Source organism: Hymenobacter ginkgonis (assembly GCF_009755225.1).
Lineage (GTDB): Bacteria > Bacteroidota > Bacteroidia > Cytophagales > Hymenobacteraceae > Hymenobacter > Hymenobacter ginkgonis.
In genome coordinates this window covers 1-2,055 of record NZ_WQKZ01000020.1, presented here as the reverse complement: position 1 = coordinate 2,055, position 2,055 = coordinate 1, and the positions used below count along the sequence as shown (strand labels likewise).

The following is a 2,055-nucleotide window of genomic DNA, read 5'->3' as shown; positions in this document are numbered from 1 at the left end:
TACATACTGGGAGGGTCGTTTGCAGGATGTAAACAATGGTTTTCTGCTCTTCAATCACCGTTTCGCTGGACGTGGGACCCACTTGGTGAAAATGGGAGAAGCACAAGGTGCAGGGGATTTAAAAAGGCCTTGCTCATACGCCTGCTGATGTAGTTGGGGCAAGTGCTTAAAGCGTTTGAACTCTTGTCTATTCACGCGCCTCACCGACATAAAATCATAATGACCAGCATACAGGAGAATCACCTCAAGGTTTGCACATTCTCCGCTCAGATGGACGGTGGTCCATTCCATGCCGGCAGATGCGACTAGGAGCGTGTTGGTGTTGACGGGAACATCAATCTTAAAATAACCATCCAGGTCCGTTGTCCCAATGACGGTCGTATCCTGAGCGAAGATGTTCGCCCTCGGAAACTCTTCCAAGTGATTGCTTAGGATCCGACCGGCAAGGGTCTTGGTGGACTGTGCATGGGCAGACCCAAGCGAGAGGACTACCGCCAAAAAGGTTAAGAAAGCGTTCAGGTGACACATCAATGGTGGCAAGCAAAGTAAATGACACAGGAAACTAGGTCCAGTAAAGTCCTACGCCAGCCACGCTTCAGACGCAGGCCGAAAATCACCACTTCTCCGAGGTGTGTCCGCGATGAAATGTTACGTAAAGTGGCTTTTCCGAGAAGGGCATCTGGTCTATTGCTATCTAAAATCTGGTTAAAATTCAACTAAGCGGCTTTGTCTTTTTGCTTCAAAGTAGACCTAGAAGCTTCCGGCAAGACAATGCTACCTGGCGCGTCCAACTGCTGCATCCTCGGAATAGCGCTTCCTAAACCAATCAAGACGTCGTGGTCCGTTTCACAGAGCAGCCACTGATACTTTTTGCTAACTAAGTAATATTCAAAATAGCAGTGCTCTTGTAGCAGCCATTGAGTCGCCTGCACCGTGCCTTGAAAAAGCCAGAACTTACTAGGGTCCTGGTCGGTGTCACAGGCCACCAACCATATTTGTTCATGTTCGTCAACTAGTTGGGTTAAGTAGTCAACTGCCCAAGCCGTATCAAAGAAGAGCCGGTACTGGGGACCTTTAAAACTTTCCCACCACCAATTGAAGCGGGTAGTAGCAGAAGTTTTGAGGACAAAAGCCGCCTCGATTTTGCGCATAATAGCCGGCCAGGCCTGAATACCCACAGCCTCGAATTCTTTTCGTGAGATACCCGAACTGGCGGCGAGTTGGAGTAAATCATCTTTGAAGCCAGGCATGATAAAAGGCTGTTGAATTGTGTGGAACAAGGTAGCAAAACTTCTCATCCTGCTGCTTTTTATCGGTTCTTATAGCCTGCTACTAACAGTCGGGCTTATAACGTGTATTAACCCAAACTTGGCAAATGTTATGAGTCTCGATACTGCTGTCTAACATTACGCTTCATTACTGGACAACATTGGAAGAATTTATGGGCAGCCCTCAAATAACAATAGGAGCAGTACTAGAAATAGACTTAGAAGATGGCTATTTCGCCTATGCCAGGATACTAGGAGGCGCTAACTATGGCATTTATGATCTGTATACTCCTGAGCGAATACTAGACATTGCGCAGATTATCCACCGGCCAATCATGTTTATAGTAGCTGTTTATAATCAGGCGGTTAATGCGAAGCGTTGGGTCAAAATAGGTAAGTCACCTCTGCCCGTATCACTGCAAGAGCTCCCGTTCAAATTCATTCAAGACGGTCTAGACCCGGAGAGCTTTCGGCTATATAATCCGATTAGTGGCGCCATGACACCCGCGCTTAAAGAAGAATGTAGAGACCTGGAAAGATGCGCGGTTTGGAGTCCTGAGCAGGTAGAGGAACGCATTCGTGACCACCACGCAGGTCGGTTAAACCGATACTTGAAGGATGACCGAGAACTGTTCGACTAGTAGATACAGAGGTCAGTAACGCGTACCTGCAGGGGGCTCAGAAAGCGCCTCGCGGGGCAAGTGGCTCAGAAAGTCCACACCGAGTGCGTTTCCAGCTCGTAACGGGGGTTTACAAAGCCGAAAAAGGCTGGCTCTGTAAGGTGCAC

General features: G+C 48.2%; 2 protein-coding genes. One reads left to right on the top strand and one right to left on the bottom strand.

The window, feature by feature from the left end; all coding sequences use genetic code 11:
* Window positions 1-716: 716 nt before the first annotated feature.
* Entirely contained in the window at window positions 717-1,250 is a 534-nt protein-coding gene (locus GO988_RS23625) for a DUF6756 family protein (RefSeq protein WP_157570107.1), read from the bottom strand.
* 179 nt (window positions 1,251-1,429) lie between these two features.
* On the opposite strand from GO988_RS23625, the gene GO988_RS23620 reads away from it, so the two are divergent.
* Window positions 1,430-1,909 carry an immunity 26/phosphotriesterase HocA family protein gene (locus GO988_RS23620; RefSeq protein ID WP_157570106.1) on the top strand — a complete coding sequence of 160 codons (480 nt, stop codon included), beginning with the start codon at window positions 1,430-1,432 and terminating at the stop codon, window positions 1,907-1,909.
* The last annotated feature ends 146 nt before the right edge of the window (window positions 1,910-2,055 follow it).

What these genes read in the sequence shown, in the direction of transcription:
- GO988_RS23625 (WP_157570107.1), bottom strand. Translation starts at nt 1,250, where the DNA reads ATGCCTGGCTTCAAAGATGATTTACTCCAACTCGCCGCCAGTTCGGGT.